General features: G+C 70.5%; 20 protein-coding genes. 7 read left to right on the forward strand and 13 right to left on the reverse strand.

What is annotated here, in order from left to right:
- The first annotated feature begins 198 nt into the window (after positions 1-198).
- The 5 genes from hppD to AB0927_RS14900 all read left to right on the forward strand — a co-directional run bounded on the left by hppD (position 199) and on the right by AB0927_RS14900 (position 5,708).
- A complete protein-coding gene (hppD, locus tag AB0927_RS14880; protein WP_366667971.1) occupies positions 199-1,263 on the forward strand; it encodes a 4-hydroxyphenylpyruvate dioxygenase in 1,065 nt (354 codons plus the stop codon).
- Between the two features lie 52 nt (positions 1,264-1,315).
- On the forward strand, positions 1,316-2,233 hold the full coding sequence (locus AB0927_RS14885) for a phytanoyl-CoA dioxygenase family protein (protein WP_366667972.1): 918 nt from the start codon (positions 1,316-1,318) through the stop codon (positions 2,231-2,233).
- A complete protein-coding gene (locus tag AB0927_RS14890; protein WP_366667973.1) occupies positions 2,233-3,144 on the forward strand; it encodes a prephenate dehydrogenase in 912 nt (303 codons plus the stop codon). The genes AB0927_RS14885 and AB0927_RS14890 overlap by 1 nt, the downstream gene beginning before the upstream one ends.
- 39 nt (positions 3,145-3,183) lie before the next feature.
- A complete protein-coding gene (locus tag AB0927_RS14895) occupies positions 3,184-4,482 on the forward strand; it encodes a PLP-dependent aminotransferase family protein (RefSeq protein ID WP_366667974.1) in 1,299 nt (432 codons plus the stop codon).
- Positions 4,483-4,631: 149 nt separating this feature from the next.
- Positions 4,632-5,708 (forward strand): alpha-hydroxy acid oxidase, encoded by a 1,077-nt coding sequence (locus AB0927_RS14900; RefSeq protein WP_366667975.1) that lies wholly within the window; start codon positions 4,632-4,634, stop codon positions 5,706-5,708.
- Between the two features lie 351 nt (positions 5,709-6,059).
- On the opposite strand, the gene AB0927_RS14905 is transcribed toward AB0927_RS14900, so the two are convergent.
- Positions 6,060-6,569, reverse strand: a complete 510-nt coding sequence (locus tag AB0927_RS14905; RefSeq protein ID WP_366667976.1) for a hypothetical protein — start codon at positions 6,567-6,569, stop codon at positions 6,060-6,062.
- A gap of 199 nt (positions 6,570-6,768) precedes the next feature.
- Between AB0927_RS14905 and AB0927_RS14910 the strand changes: the two genes are divergently transcribed.
- Positions 6,769-7,527, forward strand: coding sequence for a hypothetical protein (locus AB0927_RS14910; protein WP_366667977.1), 759 nt, complete (start codon positions 6,769-6,771; stop codon positions 7,525-7,527).
- Here AB0927_RS14910 and AB0927_RS14915 read toward each other — a convergent pair.
- From AB0927_RS14915 to AB0927_RS14935, 5 genes are all read right to left on the reverse strand, one after another.
- The gene (locus AB0927_RS14915) at positions 7,462-8,223 is read right to left on the reverse strand and encodes a ferritin-like domain-containing protein (RefSeq protein ID WP_366667978.1); all 762 of its coding nucleotides are present in this window, start codon (positions 8,221-8,223) and stop codon (positions 7,462-7,464) included. The genes AB0927_RS14910 and AB0927_RS14915 overlap by 66 nt on opposite strands.
- A gap of 1,158 nt (positions 8,224-9,381) precedes the next feature.
- Positions 9,382-10,869 carry a glycoside hydrolase family 3 N-terminal domain-containing protein gene (locus AB0927_RS14920; RefSeq protein WP_366667979.1) on the reverse strand — a complete coding sequence of 496 codons (1,488 nt, stop codon included), beginning with the start codon at positions 10,867-10,869 and terminating at the stop codon, positions 9,382-9,384.
- 6 nt (positions 10,870-10,875) lie between these two features.
- The gene (locus AB0927_RS14925) at positions 10,876-11,706 is read right to left on the reverse strand and encodes a carbohydrate ABC transporter permease (protein WP_366667980.1); all 831 of its coding nucleotides are present in this window, start codon (positions 11,704-11,706) and stop codon (positions 10,876-10,878) included.
- A complete protein-coding gene (locus AB0927_RS14930; RefSeq protein ID WP_366667981.1) occupies positions 11,703-12,701 on the reverse strand; it encodes a sugar ABC transporter permease in 999 nt (332 codons plus the stop codon). The genes AB0927_RS14925 and AB0927_RS14930 overlap by 4 nt, the downstream gene beginning before the upstream one ends.
- Before the next feature lie 111 nt (positions 12,702-12,812).
- Positions 12,813-14,090 carry an extracellular solute-binding protein gene (locus AB0927_RS14935; RefSeq protein WP_366667982.1) on the reverse strand — a complete coding sequence of 426 codons (1,278 nt, stop codon included), beginning with the start codon at positions 14,088-14,090 and terminating at the stop codon, positions 12,813-12,815.
- 325 nt (positions 14,091-14,415) lie between these two features.
- Between AB0927_RS14935 and AB0927_RS14940 the strand changes: the two genes are divergently transcribed.
- Complete coding sequence (locus AB0927_RS14940; protein WP_366667983.1) at positions 14,416-15,165, forward strand: GntR family transcriptional regulator; 750 nt, start codon at positions 14,416-14,418, stop codon at positions 15,163-15,165.
- Between the two features lie 25 nt (positions 15,166-15,190).
- On the opposite strand, the gene AB0927_RS14945 is transcribed toward AB0927_RS14940, so the two are convergent.
- The 7 genes from AB0927_RS14945 to AB0927_RS14975 all read right to left on the reverse strand — a co-directional run bounded on the left by AB0927_RS14945 (position 15,191) and on the right by AB0927_RS14975 (position 23,903).
- Positions 15,191-16,759 (reverse strand): MmgE/PrpD family protein, encoded by a 1,569-nt coding sequence (locus AB0927_RS14945; RefSeq protein ID WP_366667984.1) that lies wholly within the window; start codon positions 16,757-16,759, stop codon positions 15,191-15,193.
- Between the two features lie 100 nt (positions 16,760-16,859).
- Positions 16,860-17,228, reverse strand: a complete 369-nt coding sequence (locus AB0927_RS14950) for a nuclear transport factor 2 family protein (RefSeq protein WP_366667985.1) — start codon at positions 17,226-17,228, stop codon at positions 16,860-16,862.
- A gap of 51 nt (positions 17,229-17,279) precedes the next feature.
- A complete protein-coding gene (locus tag AB0927_RS14955; protein ID WP_366667986.1) occupies positions 17,280-18,230 on the reverse strand; it encodes a diacylglycerol kinase family protein in 951 nt (316 codons plus the stop codon).
- Positions 18,231-19,126: 896 nt separating this feature from the next.
- Positions 19,127-20,335, reverse strand: a complete 1,209-nt coding sequence (locus AB0927_RS14960; protein ID WP_366667987.1) for a cytochrome P450 — start codon at positions 20,333-20,335, stop codon at positions 19,127-19,129.
- Between the two features lie 144 nt (positions 20,336-20,479).
- A complete protein-coding gene (locus tag AB0927_RS14965) occupies positions 20,480-21,955 on the reverse strand; it encodes an MFS transporter (protein WP_366667988.1) in 1,476 nt (491 codons plus the stop codon).
- A gap of 152 nt (positions 21,956-22,107) precedes the next feature.
- Entirely contained in the window at positions 22,108-22,875 is a 768-nt protein-coding gene (locus AB0927_RS14970; RefSeq protein ID WP_366668126.1) for a thioesterase domain-containing protein, read from the reverse strand.
- A 29-nt stretch (positions 22,876-22,904) separates the two neighbouring features.
- Positions 22,905-23,903, reverse strand: a complete 999-nt coding sequence (locus AB0927_RS14975) for an LLM class flavin-dependent oxidoreductase (protein ID WP_366667989.1) — start codon at positions 23,901-23,903, stop codon at positions 22,905-22,907.
- Between the last annotated feature and the right edge of the window lie 8 nt (positions 23,904-23,911).

Below are 23,911 nucleotides of genomic sequence, written 5' to 3' on the forward strand. Positions count from 1 at the left end.
ATCTCCCGCCTGCACAACCTCGTCCTTGCCGGGTGACGCAGAAACCACCAGGTCACCCGGCACATCAAAGATCATTTACGGGACAGCCCTTAGTGCGACGTCGCACGCGAATCTCCTGATTCGCCAGGCAGTCCCTTCCCGAAAACATATCGACATCTCGACCTCCTCCTGTCGACGATAGAAGCAGAAGGGTTTCACATGAATATCGGGGCCGTAGATCACATCGAGTTCTACGTCGGAGATGCCCGGCAGTCCGCGTTCTACCTCTGCACCGCTTTCGGCTTCCGTATCTGCGGCCAAGCCGGCCCCGAGACCGGACAGGCCGACCACCGCTCGCTGCTGCTGCGCCAGGGCGGCATCGAGATCGTCCTCACCTCCGCCCTCAACCCCACCCACCCGGCCGCGTCCTACGTGATGCAGCACGGTGACGGCGTCGCCAACATCGCGTTCGAGGTCGACGACGCCACCCGTGCCTTCGAGCTGGCAGTCGAGCGGGGCGCCGTCGCCGTCGAACAGCCCACCGTCCACAGCAAGGACGGCACCGAGGTGGTCACCGCCGCGGTCCTGGGCTTCGGTGACGTGGCCCACCGGTTCGTCCAGCGCACCGGCGACCGCGATCAGTTCCTGCCCGGAGTGATGGACATCATCGCCGCGGACCCCGAGGCGGGCGAGGAGCTGCTCAGCACCGTGGACCACGCGGCGATCTGCCTGCCCGCGGGCCAACTGCGCCCCACGGTCGCGTTCTACGAGCACGTCTTCGGCTTCTCACAGATCTTCGAGGAGTTCATCGAGGTCGGTTCCCAGGCGATGGACTCCAAGGTCGTCCAGAGCCCGTCCGGCAAGGTGACCTTCACCCTGATCGAGCCGGTCACCGACCGCAAGCCCGGCCAGATCGACACCTTCCTCGCCCGCCACGGCGGCGCCGGCGTCCAGCACATGGCGCTGCTCTGCGACGACATCGTGGGCACCGTGCAGGTCCTGGAGCAGCGGGGCGTCACCTTCCTGCAGACGCCGGGCTCCTACTACGACCAGTTGCAGGAGCGCTTCGAGCGCTCCGAGCTCGCGATCGAGGACCTGCGCCGGACCAACGTCCTGATCGACGAGGACCACTGGGGCCAGGTGTTCCAGATCTTCACCCAGTCCCAGCACGTGCGGAAGACGTACTTCTGGGAGGTCATCGACCGGCACGGCGCCCGCACCTTCGGCAGCGGCAACATCAAGGCGCTCTACGAGGCGGTCGCCCGCGAGAAGGTCGTCTCCTGACCCGGCTCAGGGCGCCGTCCATCCACCGAGCTACCGACCTGTAAGGAAGAGCATGACCACCGAGGCCATCCAGACCTTCGCCCTCACCGACGAGGAGCGCGCGCTGCTGCCGACCGACGAGGACGTCGCTTTCTACGCGGAGCACGGCTGGTACCTGTCAAAGAAGCTGTTCACCGACGAGGAGATCGAGCAGCTGGAGGCCGCCAGCGAGCGCTTCTACGCCGGCCACCGCGACCGCACCCTGCCGGTCCGCCCGCCCAAGCTGGCCTACTGGGAGCCGGAGAAGGGTGACATCCAGCGGCACAACGACTACATCCACTACGAGGACGACACCATAGGCCGGATCCTGAGCAAGCCGCTGCTGGGCGCGGTCGCCGCGCGCCTCGCCCAGGCCGAGCAGATCCGGGTGTTCCAGTCGACGCTCATCTACAAGCCCCCGGCGGCGCAGGAGCAGTCGAACATCGTGCCCTGGCACTTCGACCGCCACTACTGGTCCACCTCCACCTCCGAGCGGATGCTGACCGCGTTCATCCCCTTCCACGACTGCGGCGAGGAGATGGGCACCATCACCATGGTCGACGGCAGCCACCGGTGGAAGGAGACCGCCGACAACGACGCCACCTCCCTGCATTTCGCGGAGCGCGACCGCTCCGAGCTGGACCAGATGCTGGAGGAGAACGCGGCGTTCAACGGCGTGGAGGTCACCAAGATCCCGATCATGATCCCCAAGGGGCACGTCAACTTCCACCACTGCCGCACCTACCACGGCAGCGGTGCCAACGTCAGCGACCGTCCGCGCCGCGCGATCTCCTTCCACCTGCAGGACGGCGAGAACCACTACCGCGAGTTCTTCCGCTCGGACGGCACCCAGGTCAGCTACAACCACGACGTGCTGGTGCGCCGCACGGCCGAGGGCACTCCCGACTACAGCGACCCCGAGTACCTCCCGCTGCTGTGGAGCGACCACTGATGCGTAGTGCCGCGGTGGTCGGTACCGGATTGATCGGCACCTCGATCGCCCTGGCCCTGCGTGGCCGGGGCGTGACCACCTACCTGATCGACACCGACCCGGAGTCGGCGCGCACGGCCTCCGAACTCGGGGCCGGCATCGCGGGCAGTCCGCGTGAACCGGTCGACCTGGCGGTCATCGCGGTACCACCGCAGTACGTTGCAGCGGCCCTCAGAGAACACCAGCAACGGGCGCTGGCACACGACTTCACGGATGCGGCCAGCGTCAAGGAGCAGGTCCAGCAGGAGGCGGCCCGGACCGGCTGTGACCTGACCCGCTTCGTCGGAGGGCATCCCATGGGTGGCCGGGAGCAGTCGGGTCCGCTGGCCGCCAGCGCTGACCTGTTCCACGGTCGTCCCTGGGTGCTCACTCCGGCCCCGCAGACCCGGGCGCAGACGGTCGAACGCGCGCGGAAGCTGGCTGAGCTGTGCGGGGCCAGGCCGGTCATGATGACCCAAGCGGAGCACGACCAGGCGGTCGCGCTGGTCTCCCACACCCCGCATCTGGTGTCGAGCCTGCTCGCGGCGCGTCTGCTGCATGGCGAGCAGTCCCAGCTCGGGATCTCAGGACAGGGACTCCGTGACGTGACCCGCCTCGCCGGAGGCCGCGTTGAACTGTGGACCGACATTCTGTGCACGAATGCCGTAGCCGTCGCCGACGTCCTTGCGGAGTTCTCCCACGACGTGGCGCTGATGGTCGAGACATTGCGCGCACTGGGCACCGCCCGGAAGCCGGAGCAAGGCAGTGCCTCAAAGGATCGGCTCGCGTCGGTCCTGCTCCAGGGTGTGCAGGGAAGGGCTTCGATCACCGCGTGCAGCACGGACGGAGCCGACACGAGCCGGACTTATGCGACCGCACCGGGAAGGGTGTGAGGGATGACTCACGTTGGAGCGCCACCAGATCAGGCCCTGTTGCTCGCCGACCTGCACGGCTCGCTCAGTGCCCCGATCCTCGACGCGATGACCTTCCTCAATGAGGTCGTCGGCCGTTTCCCGGACGCGATTTCCTTCGCTCCAGGCCGGCCGACCGAGGGCGACTTCGAACCCGAGGACCTCGCACGCCATCTACAGACCTACACCACGTACCTCGAAAAGGAACTCGGCTGGTCACGTGATCAGGTGCGGACCCAGTTGTTCCAGTACGGCCGAACCAGCGGCATCATCCGGGAACTGATTGCCAGGACGGTCGCCAACGACGAGGGAATCCAGGTCCCGCCGGAAGCGATCGTGGTGACGACGGGTTGCCAGGAGGCGTTGCTCCTCACCCTGAGGGCGCTCTTCGCCAGGCCCGAAGACACTCTGCTGGTCAGTTCACCTTGCTATGTGGGTATTACCGGTGCGGCCCAGCTCATGGGCATCCGAGTGCGCCCCGTGCCTGAAGGCCCCGCCGGACCCGATCCGGAAGCCGTGCTCGCGGCTGTCCACGCCAGCAGGCAGGCAGGCGAAAACCCCCGGGCCTTCTACGTGGTCCCGGATTTCGGCAACCCCTCGGGAGCGAGCATGAGTCCGGCGGCGCGGAGGCGTCTGCTCGACTTGGCCGCTGACGAAGACTTTCTTGTCCTGGAGGACGCCCCCTACGGGTTCTTCGTCCGAACCGGATCCGCCCGCCCGACACTGAAGGCCCTCGACCACAGCCGCCGTGTGATACTCCTGGGCTCCTTCGCCAAGACCGCGCTTCCTGGAGCCCGTGTGGGCTACATCATCGCCGACCAGGAGGTCGTAGGCCCATCCGGCAGGCGCACGATGCTCACGGACGAACTGTCGAAGATCAAGAGCATGACCACGGTGAACACCTCGGCCATCAGTCAGGCCGTCATCGGCGGGCTGCTGGTCGAAAGCGACTGCCGGCTTCGCACCGCGAACTCTCACGCCATCGCCCACTACCGCGCCAACATGGACACGCTGCTCGACGAGTTGGAGCGGCACTTCCCCGCGGCGCGCCGGGCTGAGGTCGGAGTCCGCTGGAACCGTCCCGACGGCGGCTTCTTCGTCGTCGTCGACGTCCCTTTCGTCGCCGACCACCGGGCTCTCGAGCTCTCCGCGCGGTGCTTCGGTGTGCTGTGGACCCCGATGTGCGACTTCCATCTGGATGGCGGCGGCACTCGTCAGTTGCGTTTGTCGTGCAGCTCACAGAGCCCGCAAGAGATCACCGAGGGCGTTGCGAGGTTGGCCGACTTCATCACCGCGCAGACAACCGGCACAGCCGGCTAGTACTCCAGCCGGACTTCGCCCCAACCGTGGCTGACGGCGTGCGCGAATCCGGCTGACACATCGGCATCGAGCCAGGTGGACGGGGTGCGAGGGTTCCAAAAACTGATGGCGTGCGCCCCGCTCACCGGACAAAGAATGGAGAATACGAGGTGCCGAATCTGGACGCTTACGAGGCTGCGGCCAAGGAGCGGCTGCCGAAACCGGTCTGGGACTTCCTCGCAGGCGGAAGCGGCACCGAGTCGATGCTGACGGCGGGCCGGGAAGCCTTGGACCGGATTCAGCTGCGGCCGCGCTGCCTCGTCGACGTCTCTCGCTGCGACTCCTCAACCGCCCTACTGGGTGCCAAGTTGGCGGCCCCATTGGGTATCGCTCCGATGGCCTACCATCGGCTCGCCCACCCTGAGGGGGAGGTGGCAACGGCGCGCGCCGCGGGCGCCGCGGGCGTGCTGTTCACGGTGAGTATGTTCGCCAGTCGGACTCTTGAGGACATCGCCGCCGCGGCCAGCGGCCCCTTGTGGCTCCAGCTCTACTGGCTCAAGGACCGCGGGGCGATGACGGATCTGATCCGCCGGGCCGAGTCCGCCGGCTATCGGGCGCTGGTGCTGACCGTCGACGCGCCGAGAGTCGCGTTCCGCCCGCGCGACGCCCACAACGAGTTCGTGGTACCGCCTGATGTGCGAGCGGTCAACATCTCTCCGGAGGTCATGGCCGCTTCCCACCGGAGCCTGAACGGGCAATCGGCTGTCGCACGGCACTCGAGGGAGCAGTTCGACGCCTCGATCACCTGGGAGGACCTTGCCTGGCTGCGTGGAGTGACGTCTCTGCCGGTGGTGCTGAAGGGTGTGCTGACCGGCGAGGACGCGGAGCTGGCAGTCAAGAACGGCGTTTCGGGGCTGGTCGTCTCCAATCACGGCGGCCGACAGCTCGATTTCGCCAAAAGCGCTCCGGAGTGCCTCACCGAGGTGGTGGACGCTGCGGGAGGAGGCTGCAAGGTCATCCTTGACGGGGGGATCCGGCACGGCGCAGACGTGGCCAAGGCCCTGTGCATGGGCGCGGACGCGGTCCTGATCGGACGTCCGGCTCTGTGGGGGCTGGCGCATTCCGGTGCCAAGGGGGTCGCGGGCGTCCTACGACTGCTTATCGACGAGTTCGAGGAAGTCATGGCCTTGATGGGCGCGCCGTCCGTCGCCGATTTCGGACGGTCGGGAGTCTCCTACCGAGGCTGATTCCCAGCTCCGAGCGGACAGTTGTGATGTCGACGCGTCGATGACGGCACCGGAACGCCGACCGGCCGGATCGGGTTGGTCCAGGGCGACGCGGTGCAGCCTGGCCCAGACCCGGTCCCGCCCCACCGGGGAAAGGGCCGTTCAAGCGTGGACCAGGCCGGCCCGAACACCAGGGGGAGCTGCCGGCAAGGGCACCCCGAAGCGACTACCCAGATGATCGCCGCGAGCGCCCCCGGTCGCCCACCCGCAGCGGCCCTCGCCTTGCGGCCGCTGCGTCTCTGCACGCCACGTGATCGGATATGCAGTCGAGCGTGACCGCTCATCTGGGAACCCGGCGTGGTGTAACTTTCCTTATTTTCCAACCGAGTTGTGGCGTACCCGCCACTCCACCCAGCGCTTGGCGAGCACGAAGAACACGCTGACCACGGCGAAGCAGAACGCCTCGAAAGCGTGCGTCATCGGCTTCGGGTCCTGCTTGCTGAGGGCCCAGAATCCCAGGGCGAGCAACGCGAACACCAGCGGCAAAAGCCAGCCCTTGAGCTTCATGTGAGGCAAGAGCGAGCGGAGAAACCAGGGGAGCTCTGGATCCGTCCGCGCCTCTGCGGCGACCAGGTACTCGGAATCACCGGGCCGGGTCTTCTTCGCTTCCGCCTTCGCCCGCAGCGCGAGCGCCTTTGAGGAGTCTCCGTAGAACCACCACGTGTACCAGGTGATCAGAGCGAATACCACCGCAAAGCCGACCGCCCACGGCACGAGCCTCGTCGGCGAAGCGCCCCGGATCATCCACAACGCGATAAGTCCGAGGACCACTGCGACACCTCTGATGGCGGACATCAGGGTGCGCTTCAAGCGGTTTGACATGCACGCACTGTAAGACCCGCCGAGCAGTCGGCCAAGCCGAGCCCGGCCTGTCAGTGCCGCATGGCAGGCTCCGCGCATGACCTACGACTTGGCAGTGTGGGAGGGCGAGCGCCCGGCGGACGGCAAGGCGGCCGAGTGCGAGTCCGCGTGGTGAAGTGTGGACCTCTGACAACTCCGACAGCAGGGAGCGTTTCTGCCGATGACCGCACAGTCCGTACGCCCGGTCATGGATGTCTCGCCGTTCACACCTTCTCTCGTCAAAGCGGTGTTCAGGGACGTGACGCCGATGCACGTCTCTCGGCCGGCCGCGTGGGCCGCCGCGTCGGTGACGCGGACCGTGCTGACGGAGATCATCGACGGCGCGAGGAGGGCCGCGGCGGAGGAGGCCCGGAAGAAGCTGATTCCCGGGGACCTTCTCTCGGCGATCGACCGGAACGTCGAGCTGGAGGTGGGGACCAAGTGGTACGACCACAGCCCGACGTTTCGGGGCCTGACCGGTGTCGTGTACGACGCCGACGGTGTCATCGTGCCTTCTCGTCAGCGCAGCCAGTCGCGCAGACCGAGTGCCGTGGTCGGCGCCCACAGGTTCGAGGCCGGGGTCAAGAAGCTGCTGTGGAGCCGGGGGGCGACGGCCGTGCCGGCGATGGTCCGCGACCTGGACGGAATCGCGAGTGTGTTCCTGACGGACCTCGCCCGGGACGCGGCCATGGTCGTCCGCGAGGGCGGGGTCAAACGTTTCGGTACGGCCACCCTGGTGATGCCGGGCGAACCGGCCCCAGCCCCGCTCCTCAAGGATTTCCTCCAGGCCCCGACCACCCACAGGGGGGACGGGCGGACCATCGGCAGGGACCACGTCCTGGCCGCCACCACGATGCAGTTGTTCGGCGGCAACCTAAGGCAGCGAGCCCTCACCGAAGCTGCCGACAGCGGTGTTCCTCCACGCGTCCGGCAGCGGTGACAGCACCGCGGAGACGATCGTGCGGGACGAGGTGACGACGTCGGCCACGAAGCGCAGGCGGCCGACGTGGAGTCGGCGCAGTGCCGGACCGTGGTCGACCGCGACGACGAGGGTCACGGCGAGCAGGAGAAGCTGCCACAAGGTCATCACCGGGCGGCGCATCACGCGGGGCAGTTCGGCCAGCGAAGCGTGCAGTCTCTCGCAGTGGAAGGGGACGTGGCGCTGCTCGTCGGACAGGATCCGTCCCGCCACGTCCGACGTGAGCGCGTCGTCGGTGCCGTCGCGCAGGGCCCGGTAATAGCGCAGGGCCACCACTTCGGCGATCATCAGCACGAGCAGTTCCAGGCGCAGGCCCATGAGCCGCCGCAGCCGGACGAAGACCGCGTCGCTCCAGTGGCCGGTCAGCGTCGGTACGCCGCCCGCGGCCAACAGCCGGGCGAGCAGGCGGGCGTGGTTCTGCTCCTCGGCGACGAAGAGCCGGACTGCCCGCGCGTAGTCGTCGTCGCCGGCCTCATCGGCTTTGCCGACGAGGTTGGCGCCGTCGCCGTCCTCGCCGATCTGGAAGCGCTGGATGCCGGCCCACACCGCCGGATGCAGCGTCGCGCCTCGCGTCCAGTCCGGGTCGCCCTGCGCTTGCCTGCGCTCGCGCTCGTCCTCGAACCGCCGTGTCCACTTGGCGAAGTCTCCGCTATGCACCCGGTCTCCCCTCTCCGGGGCACAACCACCGCGCCCTGGAGAGGGACGACGCCGACGGACGGCGAACCGTTCCGCCGGGGGCGAAGACACCTGGCGACGTCCCACCGAAACCGTCCGAAAGCCCGCGCGCATCCCCGGCGATCTCGTCAACGCCCAGTCGAAAGCGCTGGACGCCGCCGTTCACGCCCGTCCGTCGTCTTCGTGATCCAGGATGCTCGGGGTGTCATGTTCCTCATCGCTTGCGCGGGTCTGGAGCGGCTCCGGAAGCGCGGCTCGCGACCAGGCCGTGGCCTCGGGCTAGTAGCGGAAGTGTTCGAGGCGGCAGGGCGCGGAGGCGCAGGAGCCGGACCATACCCACCTGGGGCTTCGGCGACCAGCGATATTCCAGGGGGTGAGGGGAAGGGCGGAGGGGGCCGGGGTGGGCGGGCCCGGCCCTGCCGGGTGGGGCCGGGCCCGCCCTGGCCCGGAGGGGGGTCCGGCCCGAATGACCAGGGCCTGAGCGGCGTCCGGGCCGCATCGGCTGAACCCGGCCCGCCCTGGACGGACGGGGGTCAGCCGGTCGGTGGGGTCTGAACAGGCCCCGTCCCCGATGGACGGGAGTGACGGGGCGTGTCCCTGACGGACGGGAGAGACGGGGCGTGTCCCTGACGGACGGGAGTGACGGGGCGTGTCCCTGACGGACGGGAGAGACGGGGCGTGTCCCTGACGGACGGGAGAGACGGGGCGTGTCCCTGACGGAGGGTGCGCGGGGGCATCGAAACGGCCGAGGACCGGCCCGGTCGGCGTGCGCGGCGCCCGGCTCGGCCGACGTGCGCAGGGCGCGTCCCGGCCGACGCAGTCCGTCCCCACCAGGCGACCGCGTGCGCAGGCCGTACCGGCCGACGCAGGCCCGACCTCACCGGACGACCGCGTGCGTAGGCCGTACCGGCCGACGCAGGCCCGGCCCTACCAGGCGCAGGCCGACCCCGAACCGCCCCGCACCCGACCGACGAGCGCAGGGCACATCCCTGTCGGCGCAGGACCGACCCCACCTGGCGACGGCCGGCCCCGACCCGCACCGCATCAGCAAGGGCCGCCCCCGCCCGCCCGTCGTACCACCTACTCCCTCACTCCCTCACTACCCCACTCCCCCTGCTCCCCCACTCCCCCTGCTCCCCCTCACCCCGCCACAACCGCCTCCGCCGCTGCTATGCCGCACACTCGGGCGGCGCCGTACGTGGCGATGTGCAGGATTCCCCTCGGGGGTGCCTGGGGGAGGCCCATTTCGACGACAACGGTGTCGGGGCGGGCGGCGAGGAGGGTGTCGAGGGCGGAGCGCATCCAGGCGTGGCGGTGTTCGTCGCGGACCACGGCGACGATGCGGCGGTCACCGGCGGCGGCGAGGGCGTGGGTGCCCGCGTCCGTGCCGGTGAAGGTGCCGTCGGTGCTGCCGGGCACCAGCCGGCTCAGCTCGGCGGCGACCCCCCAGGGGGTCTCGTCCCCGACGGCGATGTTGGCCTCGGGGCTGAACCGGGCGACGTGGACGGGTGAGTCGAGGGGCGCGGGGGCGCCGGCGCGGGTGATCCTCAGTGCCCGGCGGGCCGCGGTGAGGCCGATCTCCGGGTCCGGCTCGGTGCGGGCCGCGCCGTCGCGCGCGCCGGCCGTCCAGCGGGCCAGCCGCCGTACCCGGGCGGCCGCGTCGGCGAGCCGTTCCTCGGGCAGTTCGCCGGAGCGTACGGCGGCCACGAGCGCGTCGCGCAGGCCGAGCACGGTGTCCTCGTCGCACAGTCCGCCGCCCACGCAGATGGCGTCGGCGCCGGCCGCGATGGCGAGGACCACGCCGTGTTCCAGGCCGTACGTGCCGGTGATGGCGCGCATCTCCATGCCGTCGGTGACGATCAGTCCCTGGTAGCCGAGTTCGCCGCGCAGCAGGTCGGTGAGGACGCGGCGGGAGAGGGTGCCGGGGCGGTCGGGGTCCAGGGCCGGGACGAGGATGTGCGCGCTCATGACGGCCCGGGTGCCGGCGGCGATCGCGGCGCGGAACGGGGGGAGTTCGCGCGCGAAGAGGGTCTCGATGTCGACGTCGATGCGGGGTACGGCGTGGTGGGAGTCGATGTTGGTGTCGCCGTGGCCCGGGAAGTGCTTGGCGCAGGCGGCGACGCCGGTGGACTGGAGGCCCTCGACCCAGGCGGCGGTGTGCCGGGCGACGAGGTCGGTGTCGGCACCGAAGGAGCGGACACCGATGACGGGGTTGTCGGGGTTGGCGTTGACGTCGGCGGAGGGCGCCCAGTCGAAGTTGACACCGCAGGCGGCCAGGCGGCGGCCCAGCTCGCGGGAGACGGCGCGGGTGAGGGCGGGGTCGTCGACGGCGCCGAGGGCGAGGTTGCCGGGGAAGGAGGAGCCGGTGCGTACGTCGAGGCGGGTGACGTCGCCGCTCTCCTCGTCGATGGCGATCAGGAGGTCGTCCCGCTCGGACCGCAACTGGGCGGTCAGCGACGTCACTTGGGCCTCGGTGACGACGTTGCGGCCGAACAGGGCGACGGAGGCGAGGCCCTCCCCGAGGCGGCGGCGCACCCAGTCGGGGGCGGTGGTGCCGTCGAACCCCGGTTGCAGCACCGCGAGGGCGTCGCGGGTGAGGGTGTCAGGGCCGGTGGCGAGTGTGGTCATCGGGCGTCATCCCTTCACGGCGCCGTCGGTCAGACCGCTGACAGCCTTGCGTTGCAGGAAGATGAAGAGGATCAGGATGGGCAGCGCGAACAGGGACGAGGCGGCCATGGTGGCGCCCCAGTCGTCGCCGAAGGCGGTCTGGAACTGGGACAGCCACAGCGGCAGGGTCTGCTTCTCGATGTCCTTGTTGAGGATCAGGACCAGCGGGAACTCGTTCCAGGCGGTGATGAACCCGAACAGCGAGGTGGCCATGAGGCCGGGCGCGAGCAGCGGGAAGATCACCTTGCGGAAGGCCTGGAGACGGGTGCAGCCGTCGACCATCGCCGACTCCTCCAGCTCCTTCGGCACGGCGGCGATGTAGCCGCGCAGCGTCAGGACGGTGAGGGGCAGCACCATCATCGCGTAGAAGACGGTGAGCGGGACCAGGCTGTTCAGCATGTCGTTGTCGCGCACGATCATGTAGATGGCGATGATCATGACCTCCCAGGGGGCCATCTGCGCCAGCATGAAGGTGACGATGAACCCGCGCCGCCCCTTGAACCGCATCCGCGCCAGCGCGAAGGCGGCGAACAGGGCGATGACGAGCGACAGCAGCACCGAACAGAGCGTGACCGTCACGGAGTTGACGACCAGGGTCCAGAAGTGGTCGGCGTGGACCGCCTTGTCGAAGTGGCCGAAGGTGAAGTGCGTCGGGAACCACACCGGGTTCTCGGTGATGATGTCGCCGGTCGGCTTGAAGGCCGTGGCGAACATCCAGTACACGGGGAACACGAAGCCGACGAAGAGGACGACGGCGGTCGCGTTGGGCCAGATACGGCCGAAGAGCGAGCGCTTCACAGCTCGTCCTCCTCTTGCTTGAGCACCATGCGCAGGTAGTACGAGGTGATGACGAGCAGGACCAGGATGGTCAGGAAGGAGATCGCCGCGCCGACCCCGAAGTGCTGGTTGCCGACGCCCTCGACGTAGGCGTAGATCGGCAGGGTCTCGGTGAGGCGGTCTGGGCCGCCCTCGTTCATGGCGAAGACCTGCGGGAACGCCTTGAAGACCCAGATGACTTCGAGGAACGTCGTGGAGTAGAGGAAGGGCCGCAGGAAGGGCAGGGTCACGGAGGTGAAGCTCTGCCAGGCGCCGGCGCCGTCCAGGGCGGCGGCCTCGTACAGCTCCTTGGGGATGGTGGTCGTCGCGGCGTAGAGGTTGATCGCGACGAACGGGATCGACTGCCACACGATGAGCAGGACGATCACGGAGAAGGTGGAGAACTGGCCGCCCATCCAGTTGTAGTCGGCCATCGAGTGCCAACCGAGCTTGTCCAGGACCCAGTTGACGACGCCGAAGCGCTGCGCGAACAGCCACTGGTAGACGGTGGTGGCGGCGATGACGGGCATGGCCCAGGCGAGCACGAGGCCCACCAGCAGGGTGAGGCGCATCTTCTTGCCGAGGCGGGCGAGCAGCAGTCCGATCAGGGTGCCGATCAGCATGATCAGGACGACGTTGGCGGCGGTGAAGAGGACCGAGCGCTCGACGACCTTCCAGAAGTCCGAACCGGTCAGGACCTGCTGGTAGTTGTGGAAGCCGTTCCACTCGGTGAGGTGCTGGATGAGCTGCCGCGGGTTGAGGTTCTGGAACGACAGCATGCCGTTCTTGACCAGCGGCCAGCCCAGCAGGACCAGGGTGGCCACCAGCGCGGGCAGCAGGAGGAGATAGGGGGCGGCGGCAAGGCGGCCGGCCGGGGACCGGGAGGCCCGGTCCGCACCGCGCGGCGGCGCCGGCGCCCGGCCCTTGCGGACAGCGGGCCCCCCGGCCGTGTCCGTGCCTTCGGTCTGCACTGACATGAGTCGTCGTCTCTTCCGTGGCCGTACGAAATCCGTGCGCGCCGCGGGCGCCAGGGGACGCGGGCGGCGCAGGTGAGCCGGGGGTGTCGTGACGACACCCCCGGCGCTGTGCTAGTTCTGCTGGGCCAGACGCTGGTTGATCTGGCTCTCGACGTCCTTGGCGGCGGCGGCCGGGGCCTTGCCGTTCAGCACGGCGGTCATGTACGACTTGATCGGGTTCGGCGTGTTCTCCACCGCGGCCCACTCGGGGATCAGCGGGGTGGTGCCGCCGACCGCGGCGCCCGGAGCCGCGGCCTCGGCGGCGGCGTTGCCCTTGAGGTTGCTCTCCAGGGACTCCTTGTTCGGGATGACGCCGCTGAGCTTGGCCAGTTCGCCCTCGTACTGGTCGGACAGGGCGATCTTCAGGAACTCCTTGGCCAGGGACTGCTTCTTGCTGTTCTGGGCGACGGCGAGGTTGGAGCCGCCGAGGAAGACGCCCTCGGGCTTGGTGGCGTCGGTGCCCGGGATGGTGAAGTAGCCGAGGTCCTTCTCGATGGACTTGTTGGCCTGGATGGCGGTGGCCGCCTCCCAGCCCATGCCGATGAAGGCGCCGGTCTTGCCCTTGGCGAAGACGGTGGCCTGCTGCGGGGTGGCCTCGTCCTTGTCCTTGGGGGCCTTGGAGTAGGAGGCGTACTTCTTGTAGATCTCCATGGCCGCCGTGACCTTGGGGTCGGCGAGGTTGGAGACGTACTTGTCGCCCTGCTTCTTCACCAGGTCGCCGCCCTGGCCGACGATCAGGCCGTCGAGGAAGTACCAGTTCTGGCCCGGCAGGTAGATCGGCTCGGCGTCGGTCTTCTTGCCGATGGTGTCGAGGTCCTTGAGGAACTCGTCACGGGTCTTCGGCGTGGAGGTGATGCCGGCCTTCGCCCAGATCTTCTTGTTGTAGATGACGACGCGGTTGGCGAAGTACCAGGGGGCCGCGTACTGCTTGCCCTCGTAGACGGAGGACGCGGAGACCGAGGCGGTCCAGTCGGTGCCGATGGACTGCTTGAGGTCGCCGAGGTCCGCGAGGCCGCCGGTGGACGCGTAGGCGGGGGTCTGGGTGTTGCCGACCTCCAGGACGTCCGGCGGGTTGTCCTCCGAGAGTGCGGTGGTGATCTTCTGCTGGATCCCGTCCCACTTCTGGATCTCGAACTTCAGCTTGGCGCCGGTCTTCTTCTCGAAGGCGGCCTGGACGTCCTTGGACCACTGCGGCGGCGCGGAGCCGTCCATGGTCCACACGGTCAGGGTCTGGCCCTTCCAGCTGTCCGGACCCGCGTCCTTGCTGTCCTTGCCGTCGTTTCCGCCACACGCCGCAACGGAGACCATCATGCCCGCGATCACGATCGCGGAAGCGAGCTTGCGCTTCACGCCACCCTCCTCAGGGATGCCACTAACCCCCCACGCCCTCGGCGGTGACCTGCGTACGACGCTGTTGCACGTAGGGCTCGGGACCTGGCCACTAATGGTGTAGACCAGTAGGGTGGAGCTTGGCCTAGACCTTTCGGGGTGTCAAGGGTGCTCCGGGCGGCGGACGGAGGCCGTTACGAGAAAGTCACCGGAGCACTTTCATCCGCTTCCGGACCGGCGTTCGCGGCCCCGTCCGCCCCTTTCGCCCGGTCCGTTCGGTTGGACTAGACCATAGGGCACTTGGTCGCTATAACGGGAGCCCATCGACCCAGCCGGGAAGGCAGGCATGACCACCGACGTCAACGGCGCCGCGCGCGTGCCGAAGTACTACCGGATCAAGCAGCGGCTGCTCGCCATGACCGAGGCGCTGCAGCCCGGTGCGGCGGTGCCCGCGGAACGGGTGCTCGCCGAGCGGTTCGACACGTCCCGGACCACCGTGCGCCAGGCGTTGCAGGAGCTGGTCGGGGAGGGGCGGCTGGACCGGATCCAGGGCAAGGGCACGTTCGTGGCCCAGCCGAAGCTGTACCGGACGCTGCAACTCACCTCGCACACCGAGGACATGCGGGCGCAGGGACTGTCGCCCGCGTCGCAGGTCCTCGACGTCGGGGAGGTGCCGGCGGACGAGCGGCTGGCGGGGCTGCTGGGCATCGCCGGCGGGGAACCGGTGCTGCGCATCGAGCGGCTGCGGCTGGCCAGCGGAGAGCCGATGGCGATCGAGACGACGCATCTGTCCTCCCGGCGCTTTCCCGGGCTGCGGGGGGTGCTGGCGTCCTGCCCGTCGCTGTACACCGCGCTGTCCGAGGTGTACGGGGTGCTGTTGACGTCGGCCGACGAGACGATCGAGACGTCGCTGTCGACGCCGCGCGAGGCCGCGCTGCTGGCGACGGACGTGGGGCTGCCGATGCTGTTGCTCTCACGGCACGCGCGGGACGCCGAGGGGGCGCCGGTGGAGTGGGTGCGGTCGGTGTACCGGGGGTCGCGGTACAAGTTCGTGGCGACGCTGCGGCGGCCGGCGGTCCGCGGGGTCTCGGAGTAGCAGGCGCCTGCCCGGGCCCGGCCCGTCAGTCCAGGAACGCCGTCTCTATCCACCGCCGTACCGCGCTCGGCCGCATCCGGTGCAGGCGGTCCACCGTGTCGGCGACCTCCGGGGAGCCGCCCACGGAGAGGAACTTGTCGCGGACCAGCTCGGTGTGGGAGGCGCGGGTCTCCGGGCCCGCCGCGCCCACCGGGATCAGGCGGGTGCGGGAGACCGTACGGCCGTCGGTCAGGCGGACGGTGACGCGGGCGCCGGTGGCCTTGGTGGAGCGGGAGAAGTCGCGGTTGTCGGCGCGGACGGCGCCCACGAGGTCCACGAGTTCGTCGCCGCCGAAGCCGCGCAGCCACGGCACCGCCAGCTCCCCCGCCTCCCGTACCGCCTCCCCGAACGGGGCGTCCGACAGGAAGAGTTCGCGGGTCATCTCGGTGTCGTGCTCCAGCCGGATCCGCTTGGCCAGCGCCCAGCGGTCGAGGTCGTCCACGCGCGGCGAGGAGAAGTCGTCCACCGAGAACTCGCCGGTGAGCAGGGTGGTCGCCACCGGGTACGGCACGTCAAGGACCAGCGCGCCCAGCGGGGACCCCGGCCCGGTGACGTAGCGCGCGGCCCGCTCCCCCGCGAACAGGGTGTACAGGGAGGCCTCCACGACGACTTCGGCCACGTCCCGCGGGCGCAGCGGGCCCAGTTCGCGGTGGATCTCCGCCGCGCAGTCCACGGCCGCGTCGATGCCGGGGCCGCCGGGATGCATCTTGAAGGACAGCGTGTCGGTGTGCCAGCGCCGGCCGAGCCCCTTGGCCACCGCCTGCGGCAGCGGCACGGTCGCGAAGCGGGCGAGGAAGCCGTCGCTGTGCTCCATGATGTCGGGCGCGCCGCGCAGCCCGGCGTACGCCGCGTCGCAGGCGTCCATCGCGGTGCGCACCGGCGTGAAGGTGTTGAACAGCCGGGCGTCGCTGGCCAGGAAGGCGCGCATCAGGGGCCAGTTGGGCATGGCGAAGGCCAGCCCGAAGGCGTTCTCGTACAGGCTCGCGGAGGCCCGGTCGCAGTGCAGGCGGCCGGCGACCGCGCCGGCCAGGTGGGTGTGCACGGCGCTCTGGCCGCGCAGGGGGCCGAGCGTCGCGGAGGCGGTGATGCGGGCCGCGCACTCGTTGGCCACGACCACCGAGGTCAGCAGGGAGAGGCCGTCCAGGCGGCGGGCGTAGGCGAAGGCGAGCGGCACGGCGACCGTGGAGTTCGACAGGTGGCCCGCGTACGCGGTGTCGTCCAGGTTGAGCCAGGAGCCGAGCGCGGCGAAGACCCCGGCGGCCTGGCGGGGGTCGCGCTGCATGGGGTGCCCGAAGGCGGCCACCAGCTTGCGGCCCAGCGGGTGCTGGAGTCCGGCCCGGATGGAGGCGATCTGCGACAGCACCTGGCTCGCGGCGAGCTTGAGCACCCGGCAGGGCACGGCCTGCGGGCGCAACGTGGCGGCCCAGTGCGACAGTTCGCGCAGCGGGGTGTCGGGGCCCGCGGGCCGGCGGGCGGGCCGGGGCGCCGGGCGGGTCTGCTCGGCCCAGTCGGCGCACAGCGCCCTGGCGACGCTCTCCGCGAGGACGGCGGTCATGGCGGGTACCTTCCGTGCGTGCGTCGAGGTGCGGACGACGGCCGGGACACGAACGCGGGAGCACCGGATCGACCCGGTGCCCCCGCGGCGTGTGGCGGTGTTACGCGGCCGGGACCTTGTCCAGGAAGCCGTAGACGGCCTTGACCTTGCCGGCCTCGTCGGCGACGAGGACGTCGAAGCCGATGGCGATCGGCTCGGCGCCCGGCTCGGTCACCAGGCCCCACTGGAAGCGGGCCTGGTTGTGGTGGGCGTCCACGGTGCCGTGCAGCTCGAAGGAGAGGCCCTTGAACTGGTCACGGGCGCCGGCCACCACGGCCGCGAAGCCCTCACGGCCCTCGACCGCGGCCATCGGGTCGATGTACGGGGCGTCGGCGGTGAACAGCTCGGCAATGGCCGCGGCGCGCTTGTCGGCGTCCGCCTCGTTCCAGATGTCGAGGTAGCGGGTGACGGTGGTGGTCAGGTCGCTCATGCGGGCGATCTCCTTTGTGGTGGTGCTTCTTCGGTTCTTCGGACGGTTGGTTCAGGGGACGGCAGGCGCCCACACGGGGAGGGCTCCGGGGAGCACCTCGAAGGTGGCCGCGGCGCCGATGCCGTGTTGGTACTCACCGTCGTGCTCCAGCGGGAGGCGGCGGCCGTCGGTGCGTTCCACGGTGATCCGGCGGCCCCGCGCGTACACGGTCGCCGGATGGGTCATATGGGCGGCGTTCAGGGTCAGTTCGGGGACCTCGGCCGCGGGGACGCCGCCGCCGATGACGCAGACGTCGAGCAGTCCGTCGTCGAGCAGCGAGTCGGGCAGTACCTGGAAGCGGCCGCCGCGGTAGGGGCCGCCGCCGACGTTGGCGAGGACGGTGGGGCCCTCGTGCACGATCCGGCCGTCGACCGTGACCCGGCCGGGGTACGGCTCGTACCCGTCGGCGGTGTCGGCGAAGGCGCGGGCGTAGCGCTCGCGGCCGGTCAGCGGCAGCTTCTTGGCGGTGAGCAGCGCGTCGGCGATGACGCCGGAACAGGCGCCCAGGTACACGTAGTTGCGGGTCTCGGCGAGTCTGGCCAGGTCGAGCCTGCGCAGCCGGGCGCTGCCGCCGATGCCGTAGTCGGTGAGGACCGCCTTGAGCGACTCGCTCCAGGGCCGCTCACCCCACAGCATCTTGTAGCCGGAGTTGCCGGTGCCGCCGGGCACCACCGCGAGGCTGGCTCCGCCGTCGGCCGGCACCAGTCCCTGGACGGCCTCGCGGACCGTGCCGTCGCCGCCGATGGCCACGATGAGGTCGGGCGCGCCGTCGGTGCGCTCCAGGGCGCGGCGTACGGCGACGGTCGCGTCCCCTGGCCCGGTGGTCGCGTGGACCTCGGCCCGGTCGAGGCAGGAGGCACACAACTGCCTTACCTCCTCGACCAGTTCGGGCGAGTAGCTGCCGGATGCGGGATTGACCAGGACGAGTGCCCGGGTGGGACCCGGGGCCGCGGTGTCTGCCATGGGGGCGTACTCCTTCGTCGGTCGGCACCGGGGAGATTGGGCTGGTGTGCCCCGTCGTCCCGGTGATGTCCACTGTGCCGGGGTGCCCTGTCACGGGGCTGACACGCGGCTGACACGGCGACGGGCGGCGAGGGGCTGGGGCTTCGGGCGGCGAGGCCGGGGCTTGGGTCGGAGGAGGGCGGGACTTCGGGCGGAGACAGGCCGGGGCTTCGGCCGGCAACGGGCCGGGGCTTCCGGAGGCGGCGGGCTGGACCTTCCCGCGGCGACAGGGCGGGGCTTCCGGAGGCGGCGACAGGCCAGGGCTTCCAGCGGCGACAGGCCGAAGCTTCCCACGGCAACGGGGCGGGGCTTCTGGAAGCGGCGAGAGGGCGGGGCTTCCAGCAGCAACAGGCCGAAGCTTCCGCCCGCGAACGGGCTGGGCCTTCCCACGGCAACCGGCCGGGACTTCCGGAAGCGGCGACACGGCCGGGCTCCCAGCGGCGACACGCCTGGGCTTCCGACAGCAACCGGGCCGGGGCTTCCCACGGCAACGGGCCGGGACTTCCGGAGGCGGCGACACGGCGGCGCTTCCAAAGGCGGCAACAGGCCGCGGATTCCGACAGCGGCAAGGCGGGGCTTCCAGCAACGGGCCGCAGCTTCCGGCCGCGAACGGGCCGGGACTTCCGGAGGCAGCAATCGGGCCGGGGCTTCTCACGGCAACAGGCCGGGACCCGGAGGCGGCGACACGGCGGGCCTTCCGACAACAACCGGCCGGGCCCTCCGGCGGCGGCAGGCCGGGCCTTCCGACAGCGGCAAGGCGGGGCTTCCGGCGGCAGCGGCAGCGGCAGCGGCGGGGTTTTCGCCGGTGGGGCCGTGGTGGGGCACGGCCCTTCTGGGGGCCCGGGTGGGGCGGGCTGTCACCAGGTCACATGCAGCGCGGTGAGTCCGTAGTTGATGGTGTTCTGGCGGAACACCACCGGCTCGGGGACGTCCGCGAGGCGCAGCCCGGGGAAGCGGTCGAACAGGGCCCGCAGACAGACCTCCAGCTCCATCCGGGCCAGCGGGGCGCCCGGGCACAGGTGGCGGCCGTAGCCGAAGGCGACGTGCCGGAAGGCGTCCTCGCGGTGGATGTCGAAGCGGGCGCCGTCCGCGAAGACGGCCTCGTCGTGGTTGGCGCTCGGGTAGGCGAGGATGACGCCGTCGCCCGGGGCCATGTGCGCGCCGCCCACCTCGGCGTCGGCGACCGTGACCCGGACCTGGTTGTCCTGGGTGATGGACCAGTAGCGCAGCAGCTCCTCGACGGCCTGGCCGTACAGCGCCGGGTCGCGCCGCAGGTCGGCCAGTTGGTCGGGGTGGCGCAGCAGGCTCGCCACGCCGAGGCTGAGCTGGTGGGCCGTGGTCTCGTGGCCGGCCACCAGCAGCAGCCGGGCCATGGCCACGAAGTCCTCGCGGCTCAGCTCGCCGGTCGCCATGTACTGGGTGGCCAGCCTGCTCAGCAGGTCGTCGCCGGGCTCGTCCAGCTTGGCGGTGATGAGCCGGTCGAGGTACTCCGTCAGCCTCACGAACGCGGCGTATATCTCCTCCGGCGAGGCGTCCTGGGAGAGCACCGCCTGGCTCACCTCGGCGAAGTCCACCTCGTCGGCCTCGGGGACGCCGAGCATCCGGGCGATCACCAGGGAGGGCAGGCGCAGGGAGAGCTGGGCGACCAGGTCGACGGGGCGGGGCCCGGCGGCCAGTTCGTCGAGCAGCCGCTCCACCAGGGACTCGACCTCGGGCCGCATCCTGCGGCTGGCGCGGGCGGTGAACTCCGGCATGACCATGCGGCGCAGCCGGTTGTGCTCCGCGCCGTCCATGCGGGTGAAGGACATCACGCGCGGGGCGGGCGGGAGCTGGATGCGGACGGGGAAGCCGGGCAGGGTGTCGTCCGAGCTGAAGCGTTCGTCGGTCAGTACCTGGCGCAGGTCCTCGTAGCGGGTGACGAGCCAGGCCTCGCCCGTGCGGATGCGCACCTTCACGGGTGGTCCCTGGCGCAGTCCGGTGTAGGCGTCGGGTGGTGAGTAGGGGCAGGAACGCGCCATGGGCCATTCCGCGAGCTCCTCCGTAGGGGAGGGCATGATTCCGGTCATTGGTTCCTCCTGTTGGCCGAGTTCTTTCGGTTGCAGCCATCGTGGAGGTCGCCGTTGACAGGGTTCTGATACGACACTGACGGGCGCCCGCGTGGATCGCGGGCGCCCGTCGGGGAGCTGGTGGCCGGATCTCGGCCGGTTCGGTCAGGCGGTCGTCTTGGACCGGTTGGGCAGCAGTTGCAGCAGGGCCGCGGCGCCCACGCAGATGCCCGCCTGGACCAGCAGGCTGGTGCTGAACGCCTCCGCCATGCCGTGCGCACCGGGCCGGTGCTCGGCCACGTCGAAGAAGACGACGCCGATGATGGCCACGCCGAGGGCGTTGCCCACCTCCTGGGCGGTGGAGAACACGCCGGAGGCGGCCGCGGCGTACTGCGGTGCCACCCGCTCCAGCACCAGCGAGGTCAGCGGCGCCACCACCAGGCCCATGCCGTACCCGCACACCACCATGGCCGGGATGCACCAGGCGACGGCGCCGGTGGTGTCCAGCCGGTCCGCGGTGAAGGCGAGCGCGACGTCGCCCACGGCCACGGTCAGCGCGCCCAGCGCGAGGACCTGCTTGCCCAGCCTGCCCGCGAACTTCGGCGCCTGCACGGAGGACAGGAAGAAGCCGAGGCCGAGCGGGATGAACAGCAGTCCGGACTTCAGGGCGCTGGTGCCGCGCGCCTCCTGGAGGTAGAGCGCGAGGACCAGGAAGAAGGACGCCATCACCGAGAAGTACACGAGGATGGAGACCACGCCGACGCTGAACGAGCGGTCGTGGAAGAGCGAGGGGCTCATCAGCGGGGAGCGGCCACGGGCCGCCAGCCGGCGCTGGGTGATCCAGAACAGGCCGAGCAGCGGCACGGAGGCCACGAGCAGCGCCCAGGTCCAGGCCGGCCAGCCCTGCTCCCGGCCCTCCACCAGCGGCAGCACGACCGCGACGAGCCCGGCCGTCACCAGCAGCACGCCCAGCAGGTCGATTCCGGTCTTGCCGTCGTCGGCCTTCGACTCGGGCACGATCTTCGGGGTGGCGAGCAGCACCACCGCGCCGATGGGCACGTTGATCAGGAAGATGGTCCGCCAGTCCCAGCCGAACAGGTCCGCCTTGATCAGCACGCCGCCGATGAGCTGCCCGAAGACCGCCGCGGCGCCGAGCGCCAGGCCGTAGGCGTTGAACGCGGCGACCCGGGCCTTGCCGGTGTACGCGGTGTTCAGGATGCCGAGCACCTGCGGGATGACGAGGGCGGCGGCGGCGCCCTGGACGGCGCGGGCGACGATCAGTTCGGTCATGTTCGGCGCGATGCCACAGGCCAGCGAGGCCAGCGTGAACACCGCGACGCCGACGGAGTACACCCGTCGCCGCCCGTACAGGTCGCCCAGCCGGCCGCCGGTGATCAGCAGCGCGGCCAGGCCGATGGTGAAGGTCACGGCGACGAGCTGGATCTGTGCCGGTGTGGCGTGCATGTCCCGCTGGAGCGAGGGGATCGCCACGTTGACGATGAAGAAGTCGAGGTTGGTGATGAACAGGCCGGCCAGCACGACCAGGAGGGCTCCCCAGGCGGGTGCGCCGGCGGCCTCCTCGACGTCCGGTGGCGGTGCGGTCGAGGCCGCGGTGCCGGTCAGTTCCGCTTCGGTGGTCATGACGACCCTCCTAGGTCGTTTCGCGCTGGTGGAATGCGGGCCGATCGGTGCCTGCGGCGTACGACGACGGGGCGCGGGACGGCGGCCGGGACGACGGTCCTCGGATCACTGTCCCGCGCCCCGCTGACACTGCGCTGACACGGCCTCCGGGCTCAGCCCGCGAGGCTGGCCGCGGCCCGCTGGAGCCGGTGTGCGAAGTGGGCGGTGACGGCCTGGGCGTGGGTGTCGATGTAGAAGTGGCCGCCCTCGTACTCGTTGTGGCCCAGGTACGACGGGGTGCGCCCGGCCCAGTGGGTCATGGCGTCCGGCGCCTCCTGGAGCGGGTCGCTGCGGCCGCCGTAGGAGGCGAGCGGGCAGCTGACGCCGGCGCCGTCGTCGTCGTAGTCCCCCGCGACGCGGAGGTCGGAGCGCAGGGCCGGCACCACCAGGGCGAGCATCTCGGGGTTGTCGTAGACCTCGGCCGGGAAGGAGCCCAACTTCTTGATCCACTCGACGAGTTCGGGCTCCGGCATCCGGCTCTGCTCCTCGGTCGGCTTGAAGAAGCCGATGGGCGACCAGCCGGACATGCCGACCATCATCGGCGCCGGGCCGCCCTCCTCCTCCATGCGGATGGCGAGCCGGAAGGCCAGCTGGGCGCCGAGGCAGTGGCCGAAGAAGGCGAACGGCCGGTCGTCCAGGTCGTTGAGGACCGCCTCGTGCAGGGCGTCGAGCAGCGGCCAGAAGTTCTCGTAGGTCTCCTCCTCGCGGCGGTTGTGCCGGCCGGGGAGGGTGACGGCCTGCGGGCTGATGTCCGGCGGCAGCAGGCGTTCCCAGTCGCGGTAGATGATGGCGCCGCTGCCCGCGTGGGGCAGCAGGAACAGCCGGATGGAGGCGTCGGGCGACGGCTCCACGGGGTGGAACCAGTGCCCCTCGGTGGACATCTGGCTGCCGACGGTGCCGATGGCGGTGGTCACGACTGCGTACTCCCTAGGGTGGTTACGGGACCGAGGGCGCGTACCGCGGGCAGCAGCACCTCGGCGATCTCCTTCAACTGGGGCTCCGGGTCGAGGGATCCGATGCGGATCACCAGGTGCCGGGCACCGGCGCGGACGTATCCGGCGAGCCACTCGGCGCACTTCTCGGCACTGCCCCAGGCGTAGGCCTGGATGGTGCGCATCTGCTCCAGGGAGCGTCCGTAGTAGTGGCTGATGTAGTGCTCCAACTCGGCCTGGGCGGCGGCCTCGTCGCTGTTGACGGTGACCGTCGCGTACAGCCCGGGGACCACCGCGCGCCCCGCCTCGGCGGCGAGTTCGCCGAGGCGGCCGGCGGCGCGGCCGTAGGCGTCGACGTCGGGGAGGAAGGGCAGCCAGCCGTCGTAGCGGGTCGCGGCGCGGGCGAGCACCTTGGGGGTGTCGCTGCCGGCGAGCCACAGCGGCGGGCCGCCGGGGACGGCGGGCGCGGGCAGCCGGTCCAGGTGCTCGGCCTGCCAGAACCTGCCCTCGAACGCGGTGGGCCGGCCGTCCTCGCCGGAGCGCCAGGCGGTGCGCCACAGCGCGGTGATCTCGTCCAGGCGGCCGACGCGCCCCTGGAAGGAGGCGCCGACGGACTCGAACTCCGCCTCGGTCTCGGCCATCGGGAAGCCCGAACCCAGGCCCAGGATCAGCCGGTCGGCCGCGACATGGCTGAGGCTCGCGATCATGTTGGCGCCGATGAGGGGGTGGCGCAGGGCGGGGGTGAGGGCGGCGGTGCCGACGGTGATGTGCCGGGTGGCCGCGGCGGCGGCGGACAGCACGATCAGGGGGTCGAGCCGGGGGCGGGCGGTGAGGGAGTCCCCGGCCCACAGGGAGTCGAAGCCGAGGGCTTCCGCCTGGCGCGCGAAGTCCAGCAGCGGAGCGGCCGCGTAGGTGCCGTTGATGGCCTGTTCGCGGGTGGGCAGGAGGATGCCGATCCGCAGCGGTCCGGTACTCATGGGCGTGT

Origin of the sequence: Streptomyces sp. NPDC048106 (assembly GCF_040706415.1) — a bacterium.
In the GTDB taxonomy this organism is placed as follows: domain Bacteria; phylum Actinomycetota; class Actinomycetes; order Streptomycetales; family Streptomycetaceae; genus Streptomyces.

Coding starts and splice junctions, on each gene's coding strand:
- AB0927_RS14960 (WP_366667987.1), bottom strand. CDS start 20,335: ATGACCGGAATCATGCCCTCCCCTACGGAGGAGCTCGCGGAATGGCCC.
- AB0927_RS14975 (WP_366667989.1), bottom strand. CDS start 23,903: ATGAGTACCGGACCGCTGCGGATCGGCATCCTCCTGCCCACCCGCGAA.
- AB0927_RS14905 (WP_366667976.1), bottom strand. CDS start 6,569: ATGTCAAACCGCTTGAAGCGCACCCTGATGTCCGCCATCAGAGGTGTC.
- AB0927_RS14920 (WP_366667979.1), bottom strand. CDS start 10,869: ATGACCACACTCGCCACCGGCCCTGACACCCTCACCCGCGACGCCCTC.
- AB0927_RS14885 (WP_366667972.1), top strand. CDS start 1,316: ATGACCACCGAGGCCATCCAGACCTTCGCCCTCACCGACGAGGAGCGC.
- AB0927_RS14965 (WP_366667988.1), bottom strand. CDS start 21,955: ATGACCACCGAAGCGGAACTGACCGGCACCGCGGCCTCGACCGCACCG.
- AB0927_RS14930 (WP_366667981.1), bottom strand. CDS start 12,701: ATGTCAGTGCAGACCGAAGGCACGGACACGGCCGGGGGGCCCGCTGTC.
- AB0927_RS14945 (WP_366667984.1), bottom strand. CDS start 16,759: ATGACCGCCGTCCTCGCGGAGAGCGTCGCCAGGGCGCTGTGCGCCGAC.
- AB0927_RS14910 (WP_366667977.1), top strand. CDS start 6,769: ATGACCGCACAGTCCGTACGCCCGGTCATGGATGTCTCGCCGTTCACA.
- AB0927_RS14890 (WP_366667973.1), top strand. CDS start 2,233: ATGCGTAGTGCCGCGGTGGTCGGTACCGGATTGATCGGCACCTCGATC.
- AB0927_RS14970 (WP_366668126.1), bottom strand. CDS start 22,875: ATGTCCACCGAGGGGCACTGGTTCCACCCCGTGGAGCCGTCGCCCGAC.
- AB0927_RS14940 (WP_366667983.1), top strand. CDS start 14,416: ATGACCACCGACGTCAACGGCGCCGCGCGCGTGCCGAAGTACTACCGG.
- AB0927_RS14955 (WP_366667986.1), bottom strand. CDS start 18,230: ATGGCAGACACCGCGGCCCCGGGTCCCACCCGGGCACTCGTCCTGGTC.
- AB0927_RS14950 (WP_366667985.1), bottom strand. CDS start 17,228: ATGAGCGACCTGACCACCACCGTCACCCGCTACCTCGACATCTGGAAC.
- hppD (WP_366667971.1), top strand. CDS start 199: ATGAATATCGGGGCCGTAGATCACATCGAGTTCTACGTCGGAGATGCC.